This is a genomic window from Bacteroides sp. M10, assembly GCF_014334015.1.
GTDB classification, from domain to species: Bacteria; Bacteroidota; Bacteroidia; order Bacteroidales; family Bacteroidaceae; genus Bacteroides; species Bacteroides intestinigallinarum.
In genome coordinates this window covers 659,719-679,435 of record NZ_CP060488.1, presented here as the reverse complement: position 1 = coordinate 679,435, position 19,717 = coordinate 659,719, and the positions used below count along the sequence as shown (strand labels likewise).

The 19,717-nt window shown below is 41.2% G+C and carries 12 protein-coding genes; 5 read left to right on the top strand and 7 right to left on the bottom strand.

Going from position 1 to position 19,717, the window contains the following annotated elements; genetic code table 11:
* The first annotated feature begins 2 nt into the window (after positions 1-2).
* Positions 3-902: a DMT family transporter gene (locus H8796_RS02665; protein WP_117937105.1), complete on the top strand. Its 900-nt coding sequence runs from the start codon at positions 3-5 to the stop codon at positions 900-902.
* 52 nt (positions 903-954) lie between these two features.
* Here H8796_RS02665 and H8796_RS02660 read toward each other — a convergent pair whose 3' ends face one another.
* The 3 genes from H8796_RS02660 to H8796_RS02650 form a co-directional block, all read right to left on the bottom strand.
* The gene (locus tag H8796_RS02660; RefSeq protein ID WP_004296262.1) at positions 955-1,347 is read right to left on the bottom strand and encodes an HIT family protein; all 393 of its coding nucleotides are present in this window, start codon (positions 1,345-1,347) and stop codon (positions 955-957) included.
* 51 nt (positions 1,348-1,398) lie between these two features.
* Positions 1,399-1,863: a transcription elongation factor GreA gene (greA, locus tag H8796_RS02655; RefSeq protein WP_032844195.1), complete on the bottom strand. Its 465-nt coding sequence runs from the start codon at positions 1,861-1,863 to the stop codon at positions 1,399-1,401.
* 181 nt (positions 1,864-2,044) lie between these two features.
* Positions 2,045-3,196, bottom strand: coding sequence for a DUF4369 domain-containing protein (locus H8796_RS02650; protein ID WP_117937107.1), 1,152 nt, complete (start codon positions 3,194-3,196; stop codon positions 2,045-2,047).
* A gap of 196 nt (positions 3,197-3,392) precedes the next feature.
* Here H8796_RS02650 and pnp point away from each other — a divergent pair, with 196 nt between their 5' ends.
* Together pnp and H8796_RS02640 are read left to right on the top strand one after the other, a co-directional pair.
* Positions 3,393-5,519, top strand: a complete 2,127-nt coding sequence (pnp, locus tag H8796_RS02645) for a polyribonucleotide nucleotidyltransferase (protein WP_004323285.1) — start codon at positions 3,393-3,395, stop codon at positions 5,517-5,519.
* A 411-nt stretch (positions 5,520-5,930) separates the two neighbouring features.
* The gene (locus tag H8796_RS02640) at positions 5,931-8,897 is read left to right on the top strand and encodes a hypothetical protein (RefSeq protein WP_117937109.1); all 2,967 of its coding nucleotides are present in this window, start codon (positions 5,931-5,933) and stop codon (positions 8,895-8,897) included.
* Positions 8,898-9,373: 476 nt separating this feature from the next.
* Here H8796_RS02640 and H8796_RS02635 read toward each other — a convergent pair whose 3' ends face one another.
* Positions 9,374-9,634 (bottom strand): hypothetical protein, encoded by a 261-nt coding sequence (locus H8796_RS02635; RefSeq protein WP_117937111.1) that lies wholly within the window; start codon positions 9,632-9,634, stop codon positions 9,374-9,376.
* Between the two features lie 219 nt (positions 9,635-9,853).
* On the opposite strand from H8796_RS02635, the gene H8796_RS02630 reads away from it, so the two are divergent.
* Positions 9,854-10,303: a helix-turn-helix domain-containing protein gene (locus H8796_RS02630; RefSeq protein WP_117937113.1), complete on the top strand. Its 450-nt coding sequence runs from the start codon at positions 9,854-9,856 to the stop codon at positions 10,301-10,303.
* Positions 10,304-10,350: 47 nt separating this feature from the next.
* A complete protein-coding gene (locus H8796_RS02625; RefSeq protein WP_117937115.1) occupies positions 10,351-12,108 on the top strand; it encodes an ATP-binding protein in 1,758 nt (585 codons plus the stop codon).
* 215 nt (positions 12,109-12,323) lie between these two features.
* Here H8796_RS02625 and H8796_RS02620 read toward each other — a convergent pair whose 3' ends face one another.
* The 3 genes from H8796_RS02620 to H8796_RS02610 form a co-directional block, all read right to left on the bottom strand.
* Positions 12,324-14,606, bottom strand: coding sequence for a GH92 family glycosyl hydrolase (locus H8796_RS02620; protein WP_117937117.1), 2,283 nt, complete (start codon positions 14,604-14,606; stop codon positions 12,324-12,326).
* A 481-nt stretch (positions 14,607-15,087) separates the two neighbouring features.
* The gene (locus H8796_RS02615) at positions 15,088-17,736 is read right to left on the bottom strand and encodes an alpha-L-rhamnosidase (RefSeq protein ID WP_117937119.1); all 2,649 of its coding nucleotides are present in this window, start codon (positions 17,734-17,736) and stop codon (positions 15,088-15,090) included.
* 26 nt (positions 17,737-17,762) lie between these two features.
* Positions 17,763-19,700: a GxGYxYP domain-containing protein gene (locus H8796_RS02610; RefSeq protein ID WP_117937120.1), complete on the bottom strand. Its 1,938-nt coding sequence runs from the start codon at positions 19,698-19,700 to the stop codon at positions 17,763-17,765.
* Positions 19,701-19,717 lie beyond the last annotated feature (17 nt).

The following is a 19,717-nucleotide window of genomic DNA, read 5'->3' as shown; positions in this document are numbered from 1 at the left end:
AAATGAAGAATAAGAAACTGGAAGCCAATCTTAGCATGGCTGTCTCGAAAGTATTTAGCGGTTTAAATATGAATGCCTTAAAGTATCTTCTGCCTTTGTGGATGAGTCCATTGACAGGAGCCACGCTTCGTTGCACATTTGCAGCAGCTGCTTTTTGGGTGATCGGGTGGTTTATGCCTCCGGAGAAATCGTCAACCAGAGATAAATGGCTCCTCTTTCTGTTGGGGGCTTTGGGACTTTACGGCTTTATGTTTCTCTATCTGGCCGGATTGAGTAAAACAACTCCTGTCTCCAGTTCCATATTTACCAGTCTCCAGCCTATTTGGGTTTTTCTTATCATGATATTCTTTTATAAAGAGAAGGCGGGCGCTAAAAAAATAATAGGAATTTCTATTGGTCTGATAGGAGCGTTGGTTTGCATCCTAACCCAGCAAAGCGATGATTTGGCCTCTGATGCTTTTACGGGGAATATGCTTTGTCTTCTAAGTTCTGTGGTGTATGCTGTCTATCTGATTCTTAGTCAGCGCATCCTCACGGCCATTGGAGCGATAACGATGTTGCGATATACCTTTTCCGGTGCTGCCGTGTCTGCCATTATAGTCACGTTTATTACAGGGTTTGATGCCCCGGTATTCTCCATGCCGTTCCATTGGACACCTTTCCTTATTCTGATGTTCGTATTGATTTTCCCGACCACTATCAGTTATATGCTGTTGCCTGTCGGTTTGAAATATCTAAAGACAACGGTAGTCGCTATCTACGGTTATCTGATTCTGATTGTGGCGACCATTACCTCCCTTGCTCTCGGACAAGACCGTTTTAGCTGGACGCAGACGTTTGCAATCATTTTTATTTGTATTGGAGTTTACCTAGTTGAAGTGGCCGAAAGTAAAGAAAAGTAAAGAAAAAAGGCATTCCATCACGGAATGCCTTTCATTATTTCATCATCATGTTTTATAGAGAGGAGTTGATTGCTTGCGCTATGGACTTGAATTCTTCATCCGACAATTTCAGTTTCGGATTCGAAAACAACATATCCGATTCCTTTTGAATAGGAATTAAATGAATATGTGCATGAGGTACTTCCAGTCCGATAACAGCTTCGCCTACCTTTTGGCAAGGGAATGCTTTTTTAATGGCACAGGCTACTTGCTTTGCAAACACATGCATAGCAGCCAGGTCTTCATCGCTCAAATCGAAAATATAGTCTACTTCCTGTTTGGGCACTACCAATGTATGTCCCTTTACCAACGGATTGATATCGAGAAAAGCAAAAAACTTGTCGTTTTCCGCCACCTTGTAGCAGGGGATTTCTCCTGCGATGATTCTACTGAATATTGTTGCCATAACTTTTATTGATAAATTAAGGCAAGCCCCACACGGAGACCTGCCTTTACGTTAAATTGATATGTTTACTACTTCCAGTGCAATTTTACCTTGTGGAACAGTAATTTCTGCTACATCACCCACCTTCTTGCCAAGCAGACCTTGTGCAATCGGGGTATTAACGGAAATCTTTCCTTCCTTCAGGTTAGCTTCACTTTCTGAAACGATGGTATAAATCATCTTCATGCCATTCTTTACATTCTTCAGTTCCACCTTATTTAAAATCTGTACGGAATCTGTTTTCAATTTAGATTCATCGATGATTTTTGCATCTGCAATGGTAGCTTTCAATTTGTTGATACGCATTTCGAGCATACCTTGCGCTTCTTTTGCTGCATCGTATTCAGCGTTTTCAGACAAGTCTCCTTTATCTCTGGCTTCGGCTATTGCCGCAGAGATCTTCGGGCGTTCCACTGTTTCCAGTTCCTTCAGTTCCGCCATCAGTTTCTTGTAACCTTCTTCTGACATATAAGCCATGATGTTTTCCTCCTTTAATTGTTTTAAATGGTCATATAAACAAAAAAGAATTCCAACATGAGCCATGTTGGAACCCTCTTTTCATTATTTCTTTGCAAAGATAGCCTTTTAAGTGATACGTGTCAAGTGAAAAAAGATGCTATGTAACATATTTAAATGAAATATGCTAAATTATAACAACTTAGAGTAATGACTTGACAGCTGCTTCCAAATCCTTAATATCTTCGCCACGAAGCTTCAATTCGTTGTTACGATTAATCAAAAAGATAGATGGAACCTGACGAACATTATATACAGCTACGTTGGTAGAGTAAACTCCGTTTCCATCGCGCACACAGACCCATGGAAGGTTGTCTGCCGCTGTTTTCCAGTAGTGTTCGTCCGCGTCGAGAGATACCTGGTATATTTCCAGTCCTTCTTTAGCGTATGTATTATACAGTTCGCGGAGCATCAGGTTGTGAGGAGCTCCGGCAGGCGACTGGAATACAGAGAAATCGAGCAAAACCACTTTGCCTTTCAGGTCGGTCAACTTGCGCACATTTCCTTTCACATCACGCAGGGCAATGTCGATAATACCGGTTTCTACGATTTTATCCTGCGGAATTTCCAGAGCTTTCGTTTGCGGCTGGCGCGTATTCTTCATTCCTTTGATTACAATATTATAAAGGTTCTTGGAACGTACCGCATGAGGGAACGCGTTGTTGAGGCTCGTAGCAACAGCTGCGAAGCATTTCACGTCGTCTTTATTGTTCAACGGATCGAATATCAGATAATTATTGAGCTTCTGGAACAGGGCAAAGTAAGCTGCCGCCGTGTTGGGAGCAGCAAAAATATAGTTCACTTTGACATCTTCCTTATAGTTGTTGAGCAATGTTGCCAGGCTGTCTTCAAACACATCATGCCCTATTCCGTTGCTGCGCAGGGATGCCAGTAAATTGTCCACCTCTTTTTGAAGGCGAATCTGCTTCAACGTCAGTTCTTTTATCTTATTGCTGTTTTCCGAACCTTCCACCGTATAAGTAGTAGAGAAATCCACATACGGAGCTTTGACTTGAATCGTTTCGATAGAATCTACAGAAAAATTGATGATTTTGTCGTCGATCCGCAAACGGTAAAATTCGGATGACTCGGGACGAGGCTGCTTGAAACTGAATGTACCTTCCCCTTTCAGCTTCACTGAATCGAGCGGAACAATACCTTCCAGACCGGAAGCTTCGAGATAAAGCATTTTACCGTCGGCTCCTGATACATCCCCGTTCACCTGGAATTTAGGGCCGGAACTACAAGCAGTAATAGTAAGTGCGGCGAGCGCTGCAAAAGTAACCTTTTTCATATAGTGTGTGTTATTAACGAGATGCAAATATACTTCTTTTCGAGATTAGTCAAAGCATTTCGCTGTGTTCTTCATCCTAATTTTGAAAAAAAATCAGTTCGCCACTAACTTTTTACCTCATTTCCACCTAATTACCACGATAAATGTATATCTTTGCAGGAATTTTGAAAGAAAAAGTATAGATAAAACAATTTTTATGATTAACCCAATTGTTAAGACAATCGAGTTACCTGATGGAAGAACCATCACACTCGAGACGGGAAAGTTGGCAAAACAGGCAGACGGTTCTGTAATGCTCCGCATGGGAAACACCATGTTGTTAGCTACTGTTTGTGCCGCTAAAGATGCAGTTCCCGGAACAGATTTTATGCCTTTACAGGTAGAGTACAAAGAAAAATTTGCGGCATTCGGCCGTTTCCCTGGTGGTTTCACCAAGCGAGAAGGTAGAGCTTCTGATTATGAGATTCTCACTTGCCGTCTTGTCGACCGTGCTCTCCGTCCTTTATTCCCCGATAATTATCACGCAGAGGTATATGTGAACATCATCCTCTTTTCTGCTGATGGTGTGGATATGCCGGATGCATTGGCAGGACTTGCCGCTTCTGCAGCACTTGCCGTTTCAGATATTCCTTTCAACGGACCGATTTCTGAAGTACGTGTAGCACGTATCGACGGTCAGTTCGTTATCAATCCTACTTTTGAACAACTGGAAAAAGCTGATATGGATCTGATGGTAGCCGCTACTTATGAGAACATCATGATGGTAGAAGGTGAAATGCACGAAGTATCCGAAGCTGAATTGCTGGAAGCAATGAAAGTAGCTCACGAAGCTATCAAGGTTCATTGTAAAGCTCAGATGGAGTTGACTGAAGAGGTTGGAAAAACAGTGAAACGTGAATACAACCATGAAGTGAACGACGAAGATTTGCGTAAGGCTGTTCGTGAAGCATGTTACGAAAAAGCTTATGCTGTTGCCGCTTCCGGAAACAATAACAAACACGAACGTTTTGCTGCTTTCGAAGCTATTCGTGAAGAATTTAAAGCTCAATTCTCTGAAGAAGAGTTGGACGAAAAGGGTGCGTTGATCGACCGTTACTACCACGATGTAGAAAAAGAAGCAATGCGCCGTTCTATCCTTGACGAAGGTAAGCGTTTGGATGGTCGTAAGACTACTGAAATCCGCCCGATCTGGTGTGAGGTTGGTCCTCTGCCTGGTCCTCACGGATCTGCTATCTTTACTCGTGGTGAAACACAATCACTGACTTCTGTTACTCTGGGTACCAAACTGGATGAGAAGATCATTGACGATGTTTTGGAACACGGAAAAGAACGTTTCTTATTACATTATAATTTCCCTCCTTTCTCTACAGGCGAAGCAAAAGCGCAACGTGGTGTAGGCCGTCGCGAAATTGGTCACGGTCACTTGGCTTGGCGTGCTTTGAAAGGACAGATTCCTGCTGACTATCCGTATGTAGTACGTGTGGTTTCAGATATTCTCGAATCTAACGGTTCTTCTTCTATGGCTACTGTATGTGCCGGAACATTGGCATTGATGGATGCTGGTGTGAAGATCAAGAAACCGGTATCAGGTATCGCTATGGGATTGATTAAGAATCCGGGCGAAGAGAAATATGCTGTATTGTCTGATATCCTGGGTGACGAAGACCACTTGGGTGATATGGACTTCAAAGTAACAGGAACAAAAGATGGTATTACGGCTACTCAGATGGATATCAAGGTAGACGGTCTGTCTTACGAAATTCTGGAACGTGCTTTGAATCAGGCAAAAGAAGGACGTATGCACATCCTGGGTAAGATTACTGAAACAATCGCTGAACCACGTGCCGACCTGAAAGAACATGCTCCACGCATTGAAACGATGACAATTCCTAAAGAATTTATCGGTGCTGTAATCGGCCCTGGTGGAAAGATCATCCAAGGTATGCAGGAAGAAACCGGTGCTGTGATTACTATCGAAGAAATTGATGGTATGGGACGCATCGAAGTTTCCGGAACAAACAAAAAATGTATTGATAATGCAATGCGCATGATTAAAGCAATCGTTGCTGTTCCTGAAGTAGGCGAAGTTTATAAAGGTAAAGTTCGTTCTATTATGCCTTACGGTGCATTCATCGAATTCTTGCCGGGCAAGGATGGTTTGCTGCACATCTCTGAAATTGATTGGAAGCGTCTGGAAACAGTAGAAGAAGCTGGAATTAAGGAAGGTGATGAAATCGAAGTAAAACTGATTGATGTGGATCAGAAAACTGGTAAATTCAAACTTTCAAGAAAAGTGTTGATGCCAAGACCGGAAAAGAAGTAAAAGAGTCATATCTTCTATATAATGAATAGTCTGAAAACTAAGTTTTCAGACTATTTTTTTTAATTCCACTTTTCAGAAAGCATGGTATCAATGAGGCGATACCTTCCCCTTGAAGCGTGATTGTTCAAGGGCTTTTTTGTGTATGGATGTATAGGAATCTATTCGTTGCGAATTTCGAATATCGAAACTTGAATTTTGCGAATTATGTGAAATTCGCAAATGCTGATGCGTTGCCAATACGCTTTTTGCATTTTACAATATATGTGCCTTTGATTTGCATAATCAGTTGTTATTCAATCCGTTTATTGCTTATATCAGAAATGGATATAATTCATAGAGTTGCCCGAATTCACGATATTTGCATATTGAGAATAGAGAGAGAGTTTGATGTTGTGTAAAAGGAAACAATGAATGATGAAGAGTGGAAATAGAATATATAGAAATTGGCTTTATGCGGTATTGCTGATTGTCTTTTCTTCTTGTATAGATGAAACTTTCACTGAGAATCCTGTGGAAGGGACATTTCTGACAGTGAGAGGGATAACACCTCTGGGAGCAACCACACACGAGGGTACTCCGGAAGATCGGGTAGTACGTACCCTGCGTATTCTGGCATTTGACAGAACAACGGGAAATAAGATTAGTAATGTATATTATACAGCATCAACAGGAGATATCATTCGGCATCCTATTGATCCGGGAACGTATGATTTTGTGTTTCTGGCTAATGAACCTCCCCATATACCGGTTAAAACGAAGTTGGAAGCCATAAGTAATTACAGTGATTTGGACCATATTGCTTATCCGGCAAGTTTTTTTTCATCGGAACAAGTCATTCCGATGATGCAGGAGATAAAAAAGGTAACCGTACTTTCCGATGGGCAGGGAGCCACATTGGAAAATGGTACGACAGTGTCCATGCTACTATTGGCTTTGGAGCGACTTGGAGTGAGGGTAGATGTTGAACTGAAGGCGGTAGATAATTTGAATGGTGCTTTTAAAGGAGTAATATTCAGTAATATCCCCAACCTTGTTCCGCTGACCGCAGGTTATGATGGTCCGGCTATTGAAAGGAATGTAGTACGTAAGTTTACCTTAACCGACAATGGAAATTATTTTGCCGACGGCACTCCTACGGTCGAATGGGGATGGGACAAGAAAGTCAACCGTATTATCTTGCCGGCAAGTGAACCGGTATCTGTCAATGACGAAGATGAGGCTGTGATTTTCACAGTTGACATGGTAGATAATTATAGTCCGTCTTGTGAGTTGAAGATAAATTCGAATCCGGTGAATTATAGCTTGCCTAAAAATACAAAACTCGATCTGACAGGATATATACAAGACCCGCTGCAGGTAAATATTATAGCATCGGAGTGGGAGGACGTGGATGAAGATTGGGACATAGCGGGCGTTAAAGTCCTGAACCTGTCGGCTTTGGAAACCAGTATTACCGATTTTAACGGAGCGCGAATTTCTTTCACTTCCAACATGCCGATAGTGAAAGTATTACCTGAATTGTATGTGGGCGCCACGGGTACTGCTACGGACGAAACAGAAAAGATATTTAATGACCTTGTGTTAAAACAGAATGATACCCGGGACAATGGGACTACGATAACATACGCTACTTCCCGTTTTCTGTACACCTATGATAAAGCGTCTCAAACCGGTACAGGATATATGGATATATTGCTTGATGAACGGAATGTAAAAGGTGCCCGTGAAACTTACCGGATTGTTTTGTCTGTGGAGGATGAAGATGGTGGTAAACTGCAAAGAGAAATAAAGATTAATACTGCCCAAGATGGAAAGCGTTTTGTATTTGATGCATACGGAACTGGATATACAGGTGCTTTTTTCAGAGATGATGAGGTTGGTGAAAGGATTATTACCGGACAGCAGGGTAGGATAGCAGGGGCAGGTGAACGTCCGGAAGATTTAGGAGCACTTTCTCCCTGGAGAGCGACTGTAGAAAACGGTGATTTTGTTGTCTTGAGTTCTACTCCAAGCTTCGACCCTCGTGTCGGAATGGATGATCCGGGGAATCCTGAACACTATCAGGTGTTGCCTAATGCTTATAAAGGAGAAGGAGGAACCTATGTGGAAGGTAGGGGACGTGTCTATTTCCGTATTGGTGTAAAAGGAAAAAATACGGCAACAACTCCAAGATATGCCAGGGTTAAAGTGGAACGCTATGGAGGTAGATGGGGGACAGGAGACGATCACGTGTGGTATAGTACAGAATATCTATATGTCCGACAGGGGGAGGAACCCGATTATCTTATGCGGCCGGGAACTGCAGACCCTATAGAGAAGGGGCCATTACAAGGTAAATCCCGTGATTATGCCCGCAAGTTATCACCTTATAATCTGACCTCACCGGCTTATTATAACGGTAGTAATGCTCTGTATACTCCGGTGGATCATAAGCAGGCAAAGTTTGTAAAGTATCCAACACAGGTTGGGGCTTTCTTTCAATGGGGACTTCCCAAGAATGCAGATCAGGATTATTTCCGGTTGGCTTATCATCCTACTGCCCTTACTATAGATCATTGGAATAAAGATATACAGTTCCTCAATGAATCGTATAAGCTGTTTCTACCAGTGTGGGGAGCGGCTTCTGCTTCACCGGAAATTATATACGATTATGGGTATACAGACGTTTTTGAATCTTGTCCTGAAGGATACCATCGCCCGTCAGACGGGTATATTGACAGGGTCTCTTATAATGGACCGTATCCTAATAATATAGATCAGGATGGCGATCATGTGATTGTTGATACCGATAAAAATGTCACTAAGACAAATTTGGTAGATTATAGCAGTGATATAGCTTTTTCCGAGTTACGGCAGTCTTTATTTATAAACCCATTGAGTGGAGATGCTGGCATGAATTCAAATCTTGGAGGATATGATGGTTCAGCGGAAGCGGGTGGAATTAAGGTAGACCGATATCAGAACTTCTGGAAAAACAAAGATGATACGGATGAAGCACAAGAACATGTAAAATTCTCTATCGGTTTTTATGCCGATGGTTTCTTTGACCGCCGACCTATTAAGATGGGGAAGGATGAAGGGAATTATCCTTATTGTGTATCATCGGATAATGCGCAAGCGGCATATTTGGGCATTCTAGTCTATAATGAGTCTAATAAGGCTTCTGTATTCTTTCCTTCTGCGGGAAGGCGTCGTAATAAGGATGGTGGATTGGAGTATGCAGGGCAGACCGGATACTACCATACTGCTTCGATAGCTGCATCATCTTCCGAAGATCCTCATGCCGTATGGAGTATGTTTTTGGGTAAATGGCCGAATCCGGGACTTATGTATCAGTTGCCTACTTTTGGTCAGTCTATCCGCTGTGTGAAGGATTAAACAGCTGGTACGAGATAGTCGATAGAATTTTGTTATCTGACTCTGACTTAATTTATTGCTTTGGTTAAGTCGAGTTTGTTTTTCTTTGCATTAAATCCCGTTTTTTTAAAAAAACGGGATTTTTTATTAGTATCATTCGGAGTTGAGCTGTTTTATATAAAAAGAATCGGAAAGTACCCCCATACTTCCCGATTCGAAACAGTCAAAAATCGACCTTAATCAATTTATTAACTTAACACGTCGCAAAGATATGAGAAAAATTTCTTTGAAAGAGCTTTTTTGCTCAAAAAGTTTATGATACAGGTGAATATACCCGCTAATAAACTCGTTTTTCTTGCTTTAAAACCAAAGCCTCGTTCCTTTTAAACCAACGACCCCTTCCTTTAAAAGGAAGAGGCCGTTGGTTTAAAAGGAACTGGTGGGGTATTTATATAGAAAAAAGGATTAATGATTTTTCGATTATATAGGTCAGTTTATTAGTTTGTTTTATACTCCTCTTCTATTCGTTTTATATGTGCGAGGTTTCTTTCCAGTAATTCATTTAGTTCGTGATTAGAAAAGCAAGCTCCTAGATAGATCGTGTTTTCTGCTTCAAAGTCAAACGGTTCATTGTCTTCATTCACCACAATCTCAATTTTTCCTTGTGCATCTGTAGAGATTACTACATTGTATTTATCCATCAATCCTTTGAGCTCTTTTATGAATCTATATTCTTTGTTTGTTAATATTCTTTTCATGTCGGTTAGCTCTTTTGTTTTGCTATTCTTTTGTGTGGTAAAGTTCGTAATTATTTAACACATTACACGCTATTTGATGTATTCATTTTATTCTATTTGGCAGGTTGTAATATTCCTTTTATTCATATTATCACATCTATTCGTTTTTTTCGTATATTTGCTTCGAGCGAAACTTTTCATTTGTATATTTGTTGGATTTTAAAAAGAAAGAAAATAAAAATGGAAACAGAAGATTTGATTATTGGGAGAGTCCATCACGGACGCAATATACGTCGTACCCGTGTTGAAAAGAATATGAACCAGGAGGGTTTGAGTGAATTAGTACATCTCTCACAGCCTGCTGTTTCTAAATATGAGAAGATGAGAGTGATTGATGATGAAATGTTGCAACGCTTTGCACGGGCGTTGAATGTGCCTTTCGATTATCTCAAGACTTTGGAGGAGGATGCACAGACGGTGGTGTTTGAGAATATTACAAATAATGGTAATGCAGCCACAAATGCTAATATTGGATTTGTTGATGAAGTTGGTGAGGACAATCGAGTTAACAATTTCAATCCTATCGACAAAATCACCGAACTTTATGAGCGTCTTTTAAAAGAAAAGGATGAAAAGTATGCCGCTTTAGAACGTCGTTTGCAGCATATTGAAGAAAGTCTGCAGAAATAAAAAAACAGATAAATTGAAAGGAATCGCAAACTGAAAGGAATCGCAATATGATGAAACAAATACCTTATGGAATAACTGATTTTGGTCGAATCCGGAAACAAAATTATTATTATGTGGATAAGACGATGTTCATTGAAAAAATAGAAATGCAACCGCCTTATCTATTTCTGATACGTCCCCGTAGATTTGGGAAGAGTCTGACTTTGGCAATGTTAGAAACTTATTATGATGTAAATTACGCAGAGCAGTTTGATGAACTGTTTGGTCAGTTATACATAGGCCAGCATCCGACGAAACTTCACAATCAGTTTCTCATTATGCGGTTTAACTTTTCAGAAGTGAGTTCTAATGTCAATGAGGTTGAACAATCGTTTAAACTTCATTGCTGTAACAAGCTGAAGGACTTCGTGTACAAATACGAGCGTTTGCTTGGAAAAGAAATCTGGGAGATTCTGGATGAAGGTACACAAAAAGACCCCGGTGCTTTTTTATCGGCAATCAGTACCTATGCTAGCCGTAAAGGAAATCTCCGCATTTATTTGCTTATTGATGAATACGATAATTTCACCAATACCATTCTTTCAACCTACGGTACCGAGTTTTATAGAAAAGCAACGCATGGTGAAGGTTTCATTCGTGGCTTCTTTAACGTGATAAAATCCGCTACAACAGGAACAGGGGCTGCCCTTGAACGGTTGTTTATTACCGGGGTGAGTCCGGTGACGATGGATGATGTCACAAGTGGATTTAATATCGGAACTAATATAACGACTGATCCTTGGTTTAATGATTTGGTTGGCTTTAGTGAGAAGGAATTGCGTGAAATGCTGACATATTATAAAGAGGAGGGAGTACTTGAAGAATCTATAGATGAAATAGTTGCCATGATGAAACCTAATTATGACAATTATTGCTTTAGTGAAGATACATTGGAGCAGTGTATGTTTAATTCCGATATGACTCTTTATTTTCTGAAATCTTTTGTACTTCATCATAAAAAGCCTAAAGAAATTGTAGACCCCAATATTCGTACCGACTTCAACAAACTGACATACTTGATAAAGCTCGATCACGGATTGGGAGAGAATTTTTCCGTTATAAAAGAGATAGCCGAGCAGGGAGAGATTACTACTGACATCGTTACTCATTTTTCTGCATTGGAGATGACGGATCCTAGTAACTTCAAGTCTTTGCTATTCTATTTCGGGCTTCTCTCCATTAAAGGTGTAGATATGGTGGGAAGACCTATTTTGCATGTGCCGAATTTAGTTGTAAGAGAGCAGCTATTTAATTTCTTGATACAAGGCTACATCAAGCACGGTATCTTTAAAATTGATATGAACAAGATGAGTGCTTTATTTGAGAATATGGCTTTCAGGGGGGACTGGAAACCTTTGTTCGATTTTATTGCCGACGCTGTTCGTGAGCAAAGTCGTATTCGTGAATATATTGAAGGTGAAGCGCATATTAAAGGTTTCTTGCTTGCGTACTTAGGAATGTATCGTTATTACCAGCTCTATCCGGAATACGAATTGAATAAAGGCTTTGCAGACTTCTTATTCAGACCTAGTCCGTCGGTTCCTGTATTGCCTCCTTTCACTTATCTGCTTGAGGTGAAATATGCAAAAGCCGGTGCTTCGGAAAAAGAAATACGTGTCCTTGCCGATGAGGCACGTGGGCAGTTGCTTCGTTATAGCGAAGACGAACTGGTGGCAGAAGCCAGAGCAAAAGGTGGGCTGAAGTTAATAACGATTGTTTGGCGTAGTTGGGAGCTTGCCTTATTGGAAGAAGTAACTCTTTCTTAAGAGATAAGTAGCATACGTGTTGCTATAAGGTGTGTGGCTCATCTATCTTTTCCTGATTTTGAAACGTTGATGAATAAGGAGATCATTTTTTCCTTTTAATGAATATCCCCTAATAAGTCTTGAAGAATAAAATTTGCCTCTGCTATGGATTTCCATAATAGAGGCAAACTTATCAACATGAAACTTAATTAAACAGTCCCTTGTTTTTTATGAATTTAACGAATCTTTTTTAGGACTTTAGAGAAGGAGTAAGGAAAACTTTCCTCTTCTGTTCCTCTGTTTAAATTGGGCTGACTTCCCATTTGGAAGTTGATGTTTCCTCCTTTTAATAAGTCTTCATGGCGTAGATAGTTCTTTTTATATTCTGTGCCGTTCAGATTCATTGTTTGAATATACATATTCTTCTTGTTGTTGTCGGTTGCCTGGATGATGAGGCTGTTACCGTTTTCAAGATGTAAGGTTGCTTTTTTAAAAAGAGGAGCTCCAACGACATATTCGTCGGTTCCCGGACATACGGGGTAAAAACCTAATGCGGAGAAAACATACCATGCCGAAGTCTGCCCGTTATCTTCATCTCCACAATATCCGTCAGGTCCCGGTGTGTACATTTTATCCATGACCTGGCGTAGCCAATACTGCGCTTTCCAGGGTTGGCCGGCATAGTTGTATAGGTAGATCATGTGTTGGATTGGTTGGTTGCCATGCGCGTAATTCCCCATATTCATGATTGTCATTTCACGAATCTCATGAATAACCTGCCCGTAATAACTTTCATCAAAGACAGGAGGTACGGAGAATACAGAGTCCAGCATAGTGATAAACATATCTTTTCCTCCCATTAAGTCAATTAATCCTTGTGGATCGTGGAATACAGACCATGAGTAGTGCCAGCTGTTTCCTTCGGTAAATGCATCTCCCCATTTCAATGGTGAAAATGGAGATTGGAATGTTCCATCTTCATTTTTTCCTCGCATGAGCTTGGAGTCTTTATCGAATACATTCTTATAGTTCATTGCCCGTTTGGCAAAGAGCTGTATTTCTTTTTCCGGTCGCTTTAATTCTTTGGCTAATTGATAGATACACCAGTCGTTGTAGGCATACTCCAAAGTTCTGGCAGTGTTTTCATTGATTTTTACGTCATAAGGGACATAGCCCAGCTTATTATAATATTCGTATCCGCGTCTTCCTGTGGAAGATACGGTGGGATGTACGCTCTTTGTTCCGTGTATTAACCCTTCGTACAAGGTTTTCACATCTTCTACTTTAATACCTTTTAAATAAGCATCTGCCAGTACGGAAGCCGAATTATTTCCTATCATGCAGTCTCTGTGTCCGGGGCTGGCCCATTCGGGGAAGAATCCGCTTTCTTTGTAGGTATTGATGAGCCCTTCCTGCATTTCTTTATTCATCGACGGATACATCAGATTCAGTAATGGGAAAAGACACCGGAAGGTATCCCAAAATCCGGTGTCGGTAAACATATATCCCGGTAGAACTTGCCCGTTATAAGGGCTGTAATGAACAGGTTTTCCGGCTTCGTCCAGTTCGTAGAATTTTCGGGGGAAAAGTAACGAACGGTATAAGCAGGAGTAGAAAGTGCGGTATTGATCGAGGTTTCTTCCTTCCACTTCGATTTTTCCCAGTACCTGGTTCCATGCTTTCTGTCCCTTTTGTTTTATCTGCTCCAGATTGTCATTTCCTAATTCTTTCATATTCCTTGTAGCCTGTTCGAAGCTGATAAAGGAAGAAGCGATGCGTGCGTGTACTTGTTCTCCACGTTGAGTTTTAAAGCCTATAATGGCTCCTGCATGGTCAGTAGTCTGTTCGGTTGCATTTTCTTGAATACTTCCATTATTCACAGTGGCTTTATAGGTGAAAGGCTTATCGAATTGAATAATGAAATAGTTCTTGAAGTTTTCGGGAACTCCTCCGCTATTTCGTGTACTATAACCAATAATTTTGTTTTCTTCTGGGATAATCTGAATAAAAGAACCTTTGTCAAATGCATCGACTGCAATATACGAATGTTCGTTTTCCGGGAAAGTGAACCGGAAGAGAACAGCACGTTCGGTCGGAGACATCTCCGTGACAATATCGTATTCGGCCAGATACACCTTGTAGTAATAAGGAGTTGCTTCTTCTCCTTTGTGTCCGAACCAGCTAGCCCGCTTTTCTTCGTCGAATTCAGGTTTACCCACCATCGGCATAATGGAGAACTGTCCGTAATCGTTTATCCATGGGCTGGGCTGATGAGTTTGTTTGAATCCACGGATTTTATTGGCTGTATAGACATATTGCCATCCGTCTCCCATTTTTCCGGTCTGTGGCGTCCAGAAATTCATTCCCCAAGGGCGGGCAATGGCAGGGTAGGTGTTACCTGTTGATAATTCAAAAGATGATTGTGTTCCCATTAACGGATTAACGTATTGTGTCCAGTCTTTGGACTGGGCAAGAAGCGTGCAGCTAAGCACTAAAAATAATAACCAACATTTCTTCATAATTTTCTTTTTGAGTTTATAGCTTGCGAAGTAATCACAGCGTTTTCATGTGTTGCCAACGTTGAATGTTCCAACGGGTTGAGACATGACAAAAGTATAGCTTCGTGGTTAAGGTCGTGGTTAAAATCGTGGTTAATGCGATGGCTAATAGGCGCTTTTTTTATTAACCCCGCTAAAGAAACTATCGCAAAAGTGTTTTTTTACTATGTTATTCAACTATCTATGTGAAATAGACAAATATACCTTACTGTTATTATTTGTATTAGTGTCCTTTTTTTGTCGAACCATGTATGTGCTCAAGGCTTAAAATTTCAGAGAGACGAAAATTCGATTGAAAACAGAACCTCATACAATGACTTTGCCTATAAAAGTCGCATGTTTAAAGACCGGCTTGATATTGCCATTGACTATGCGTCCGCCCTGTAGGGAGGAAATAAGATAATAAAGGCATGAATCAACATGCCTTTATTATTCTCTTGATTCATTTTGCAGTAGTTTGTAATTCAAAGACATGTGTGCCTGATTCCAAAGCAACCGTACGACTGTCTTTTATATTAGCAGGCATTGTGAATGTTGCTGTACAGTTAGCAGGAATTGTCACTTCATAAATTATCTTTTTCCCTTTACGTTTCCAATTGGAAACAATCAGACCACTTGGCGATTGATAACTGATGTTGGCGTAATTTAGCCCTTTTACAAAATGGGGGGCAAGAAGAATATGTCTGAATCCAGGGTGTTTGGAGTCCGGTTTGATTCCTCCTAAAGCTTTATAGAACCATGCTCCAATCTCTCCGAACATCATGTGATTATCTGAAAATTCACCTGCGCCTTGGTAATCCCAGTTCTCTACCAGTGCCGTTGCTCCGTTGCTAATCCACCATCCCCAGGAAGGATAGTCTTTTTGAGCAGCCACCTGAAAAGCCAGATCGGCATAACCATTTTCACTTAAAGCATTCAACAATGCTTTGCAGCCTAATACTCCTACATCTACATGACATCCGTCTTTCTGTACTTTGTTCGCAAGATTTGCGGCTACTTTGGCTTTCATATCTTCCGGAACCACTCCCCACATAAGTGGAACACTTAATTCTGTCTGACTGCCTCCGGCATATATGCCAGTATCCCGGTTCAGGTATTTCTTGTTAATCGCTTCTTTGATATTTTCAGCTAAAGCAGTGTATTTTTCGTAGTCATCCTGTTTCCCGAATAGCTTGGCCGCATGTGCCAATATGTTGGTATCTACATAATAATAAACGGAAGAAGTTAGTTCTTTGGATGATAGTGTTTTGACAGGCACCCAGTCTCCGCGTCCCCAATCACTTAAATATTGCGGACTATTACGATCTACATAATCTACATACCTTTTGATGTTTTCGTAACAGTCTTCCAGTAGTTTACTGTCTCCATAGAATAAATAGACATTCCAGGGAATAAGTGCGATTGTACTTGTCCAGTCAAGTCCGTTCTCTGTTCCATATCCCCATCCCGATGTCGGAATAATATCAGGGAGAACCCCGTTGGGTTGTTGTTCATCCCGATGATCTGCAAGCCACTTTTCATAGATAGTCAGTGCGTCATAGTTATACAATCCTGCTTCTATTCCCAGATGTCCGTCTCCTGTCCAACCGTTCTTTTCCCTTTGTGGGCAATCGGTAGGATATCCGAATAAATTAGAAAGATAAGATACATTTGTAGCCTTCCATATTTTATTAATGATTGGATCGGAGGTAGTTACATTTCCTACTTCCGGTACATCATTATGCATGAAATAACCGGTCAGGCATTCTTTCTTTAATTCCGTCGGCTCACTACATGACACTTCCACATACCTGAATCCTTTATAATTGAATTTAGGCATAAAGGTGTCTTTCCCTTTTCCGGAAAGGATATAAGTATCGGTTTGAAATAAATCCTCTTCATCCGTCGGACGATGGAAATTGCTGATACGCCCCAAATCTACTCTGCCGTTTGGTGAGAGCCGTTCGGCATGTATCAGCCGGACAATCGTTCCTGCTTTTCCTTCAATTTTCAGTTGTGTAACTCCTGCTATATTTCTTCCCAAATCGAATACATAGAGTGAATCATTCAATTTATTCATGTATTGTGCCGGGATTGTTTCTACATTCCGGATAGGATATAACTGTTGAGCCACTATATTCTGTGACGGAGCAGAACAAAGATTGACATTGTTCCACTGCGAATCATCAAAATTTGCGGAGTTCCATCCTGGTTGAGCCTTATTAGCATCTTGGTTTTCACCGGTATAGATGTTATTGCGGATGATGCTTCCCCCTGATGTCCTCCAATCCAATCCGGTAGAGACGACTTCCGTAGTATTGTCATCGTAAGTGAGACGTAAATCTAAACAGAAAGTGGGACGATTTCTCCAGGGAGCATCGGCGAAGCCCCATACTCCCAATGCTTGGTGATTGTACCAACCATTTCCCAAAATAACGCCGATTGCGTTTTTCCCTTTCCGGATATGAGATGTTACATCATACGTTACATATAATATTCTCCGGTCATATCGGGTGAACATAGGATCCAGCCTATGATTTCCAACCTTTTCTCCATTAAGAAAGAGTTCATACAAACCACCTACTGCTATATAGGCACGGGCAACCTTAACAGGTTTGCCCGAATGAAAAACTTTACGAAAATAAGGTGCAGGGTGATGTTCTTTCGATTGTCGGTCGGTGATCCAAGCTCCTTGCCAGTTGTCGACTTTCATCATACCGGTTTCGAAAGCCTGTATTTTCGAACTTGTTTGAAGGGTATCTGGTTGCTCTTCTACCTGTACTTTCCAGAAATAACGTGTAAAGGGGAGGAGCTTGTTTCCTTGATAGTGGGATAGCGTGCAATCTGATTCGACTATTCCGCTATCCCAACTATTTCCTTTACCTTGAGCGACAGCGAGAGAATCAGTCCCTACGATGATGCGGTATGAATGTTGTGTCACTCCTTGCCGGGAACTTTGGAGTTTCCAGGAAAAACGTGGATGGGTAGCATCTATTCCTAGTGGATTTACTAGATGTTCGCATTGCAAGTCGGTAGGTGTCATGGCTTCCTGCGCTCCTATTCCTACCATTCCATACAAGGAGCCGAGAAGGATAACAACGATTCGTTTCATCAGTTCACTCTTTATTTTCAATGATTTTATTTTAAAGTATTAATATATTGTTGGGTCTCTTCCGGATAATACTGCATCCGGATGCGCCAGATTAGCTCTTGTACAGACACCACTTTAAAATCATCGCCCAGATGACGTTCTACCAGTTTGGCTGCACTCGCTCCCTTCAGGTTACCTGTGTTCTGCGGGTTCATTTCCGAAGTTTCGCTTGGGTTTTGTCCCATATCATTGAAGTTACTCCATGCATGAAGTGAAATGACAGAGAATGTCTGTCCGTTCGTCTGGGCACTCTCTTTCATTAGTCTGGCAAGATACGCCGGAGAACCTTCGTTGCGCATATTGTTACCCTCATGGTTCCATAAAGCATAATGGGCGGTGATAACAGGTATGTGGAGTCCGTCTTTATTTGTCAGCCAATATGTTTTTCCTCCACCATCTGCGTAACCCGTCAGACTGATAACCAGAATACCTTCCAGTTGATCGTTGGCATCGATAAATGCCTGGTAGGCTTCTTTGCAAGCTTCTTCATTGGTGTAATCTCTCGCATGTAACCCCAATACTTTAATTCGGTGTTGACGCATGCTGGCAGCAACTTTCGCAGCAGCCTTTTTCAAGCTCTCTGAACGGCCTTCCGGCGCATCTTTCCCGAATGTGTCGATATACATATATCCACCTCCTAATGCTTCAATCAATGTATAGTTTGATTTCTGCATATTCATAATCTCCTTAAACTGGTCCGGCGACTGCATGGCTATGTTGATGACCGGAATACCGAATCCCATATACGTGGATTCTGCGTTTGGATCCATATAATACTCATCCACAAAGTGGTTCATCATCCATTGTACATTATCTCCGTCACTTAGATAAAATGAATAGAAATTTTTATGCAAGGAATAGTCTATATTCTTGGGATTGACTACTTTGGCAAGATTGGCCGACTGACGATTCTTATAGTCCAGTGAGGTAAATGCAAGATTATAGCTCCAGTCATTAGGTATCCAGATATGTCCGGTCAGTGATGCTGGCCCTACAAAATCCACTTCAGGAATAACCTGTTCCCAACCATAAACGGGAGCACCGGGAGCAAGCCAGGCAAGTACCTCTTTCAGTAGTTCTTTGTTTGCTCCGTCAGGTACGGCATAACTGCTATTTAAGTTAATGACAAAATATCCGTGTTGGATGGCAAAATCACGTAGTTCACCCGTATTGACCGGCATCAATACCAATCCTTCGTTGTTGCATTTATCCTTGAATTCTTCCCAAGCATTGCGGGTTGTTTTGTTACGGGCATCATACTTCATCTCATAACCTGCATTTTTAAACGTCTGTTCGTCGCGTACATCTACTATGATAGAATTGTGTACATGAGCGGCAACTGAAGCTACAATACTGCTTTCCGGATTATTCCGTACATCCGTCAATACATATCCTTCGAATAGATGTCGTACATTTCTTTTGAATCCGTCCTCATCCGGGTAAGTGTTGACAGCTAATTCAGTACCGGTTTGTAATCCCTGCTCTGTGACATCCATTGCCTGAACTCCGTTCAATGCCACCGCATAAGAATCCCTGTGTTCTTCATCTCTTAACCAGATACCTATATCACTTTTCCCTTCGTCTACCGCTCTGTTCACCAAACCGGCAATAGACTGACAAAGCAAATGATACTGTACTCCCTTGCTATCCAAGTCCGGAGCATTACGGTTAGAGCCTACCAGTGCATCAATGCATGACCAATAACGTGCCGGTTTTCTTTTCATTTCCGGAAAAGTGTATTGCCCTGCATCGTGAATAGGATCAAACAACGTTTCATACGATATGGTGCCTTCCGAAGAACCATTCCCGTTATCTTCAATCTCATAATCATTATTATAGCCATACTTTACATCGGAATCATTACAACCGGTAATTGTTATTCCAAAGAAACATATTACTGCAAGTATATTCATTTTCAGGTTCATAGTGCTTTTATTTAAGA

What these genes read in the sequence shown, in the direction of transcription:
- H8796_RS02650 (WP_117937107.1), bottom strand. Translation starts at nt 3,196, where the DNA reads ATGAAAAAGGTTACTTTTGCAGCGCTCGCCGCACTTACTATTACTGCT.
- H8796_RS02610 (WP_117937120.1), bottom strand. Translation starts at nt 19,700, where the DNA reads ATGAACCTGAAAATGAATATACTTGCAGTAATATGTTTCTTTGGAATA.
- H8796_RS02640 (WP_117937109.1), top strand. Translation starts at nt 5,931, where the DNA reads ATGATGAAGAGTGGAAATAGAATATATAGAAATTGGCTTTATGCGGTA.
- H8796_RS02615 (WP_117937119.1), bottom strand. Translation starts at nt 17,736, where the DNA reads ATGAAACGAATCGTTGTTATCCTTCTCGGCTCCTTGTATGGAATGGTA.
- H8796_RS02630 (WP_117937113.1), top strand. Translation starts at nt 9,854, where the DNA reads ATGGAAACAGAAGATTTGATTATTGGGAGAGTCCATCACGGACGCAAT.
- greA (WP_032844195.1), bottom strand. Translation starts at nt 1,863, where the DNA reads ATGGCTTATATGTCAGAAGAAGGTTACAAGAAACTGATGGCGGAACTG.
- H8796_RS02625 (WP_117937115.1), top strand. Translation starts at nt 10,351, where the DNA reads ATGATGAAACAAATACCTTATGGAATAACTGATTTTGGTCGAATCCGG.
- H8796_RS02665 (WP_117937105.1), top strand. Translation starts at nt 3, where the DNA reads ATGAAGAATAAGAAACTGGAAGCCAATCTTAGCATGGCTGTCTCGAAA.
- pnp (WP_004323285.1), top strand. Translation starts at nt 3,393, where the DNA reads ATGATTAACCCAATTGTTAAGACAATCGAGTTACCTGATGGAAGAACC.
- H8796_RS02660 (WP_004296262.1), bottom strand. Translation starts at nt 1,347, where the DNA reads ATGGCAACAATATTCAGTAGAATCATCGCAGGAGAAATCCCCTGCTAC.
- H8796_RS02620 (WP_117937117.1), bottom strand. Translation starts at nt 14,606, where the DNA reads ATGAAGAAATGTTGGTTATTATTTTTAGTGCTTAGCTGCACGCTTCTT.
- H8796_RS02635 (WP_117937111.1), bottom strand. Translation starts at nt 9,634, where the DNA reads ATGAAAAGAATATTAACAAACAAAGAATATAGATTCATAAAAGAGCTC.